This is a genomic window from Oleiphilus sp. HI0086 (assembly GCF_001635225.1).
This window is the reverse complement of sequence record NZ_LWFZ01001065.1, coordinates 1-995: the sequence shown is the minus strand read 5'-3', so window position 1 is coordinate 995 and position 995 is coordinate 1. Positions and strand designations below refer to the sequence as shown.

General features: G+C 44.9%; 1 protein-coding gene. It reads right to left on the bottom strand.

All coding sequences use genetic code 11. The annotated features are described in order from the left end of the window. On the bottom strand, positions 1-961 hold a 961-nt coding region (locus A3756_RS19000; RefSeq protein ID WP_082865371.1), incomplete at its 3' end, for an FAD-dependent oxidoreductase. Between the last annotated feature and the right edge of the window lie 34 nt (positions 962-995).

The window sequence follows — 995 nt, the reverse complement described above, 5'->3', positions numbered from 1 at the left end:
GCACATCAAAGGGCAAACTAGTTGAAATGCCGTTTGGATATAACTCATGCGTTGTCAGCCCTTCAGGCTCGACGAAAATCTGGTGGGAGTCTTTATCTGCAAAACGATTAATTTTATCTTCAATAGAAGGGCAGTAACGTGGGCCTGTTCCTTCTATGATGCCTGTAAACATGGGTGAACGATCAAAACCTGAGCGAATAATCTCATGCGTACGTTCATTAGTATGGGTTACATAGCAAGAAATCTGTTTTGGATGTTGTTCAACTGTGCCGGTATAAGACATTACCGGTAAAGGTGTATCACCTGGCTGTTCGTCCATTACGCTAAAATCAACTGAACGTGCATCAATTCGGGGCGGTGTACCCGTTTTTAAACGGCCAACACGAAAAGGCATTTCTCTTAAGCGTTTTGCCAATGCTATCGACGGTGGATCTCCCGCACGTCCACCTGAATGGTTTTCTAAACCAATATGAATAACACCGCCTAAAAAGGTTCCAGTTGTCAAAACAACGGTCTTTGAATGGAAGCGAACTCCCATATTGGTGACAACGCCACAAGCCCGGTCATTTTTAACAATCAAGTCATCAGCCGATTGTTGGAAGATATCCAGGTTTTCCTGGTTTTCCAGGGTTTCTCGAATTGCGGCTTTATATAAGATTCTATCTGTTTGTGCGCGTGTAGCTCTTACCGCTGGCCCTTTACGGCTATTCAGCACTCGAAATTGAATACCCGCCAAATCGGTTGCTCGTGCCATAGCACCATCTAGAGCATCGATTTCTTTAACAAGATGACTTTTACCAATACCACCAATTGCTGGATTGCATGACATTTGACCCAGCGTCTCGATATTATGCGTAAGTAGAAGGGTTGATGAGCCGCGACGCGCTGCGGCTAAAGCAGCTTCAGTCCCGGCATGTCCACCACCAATAACAATAACATCGTAATGTTTTGCGAAATCCACCTAGCATCCCCAGTCAAATAAAATAGCCGCGCAT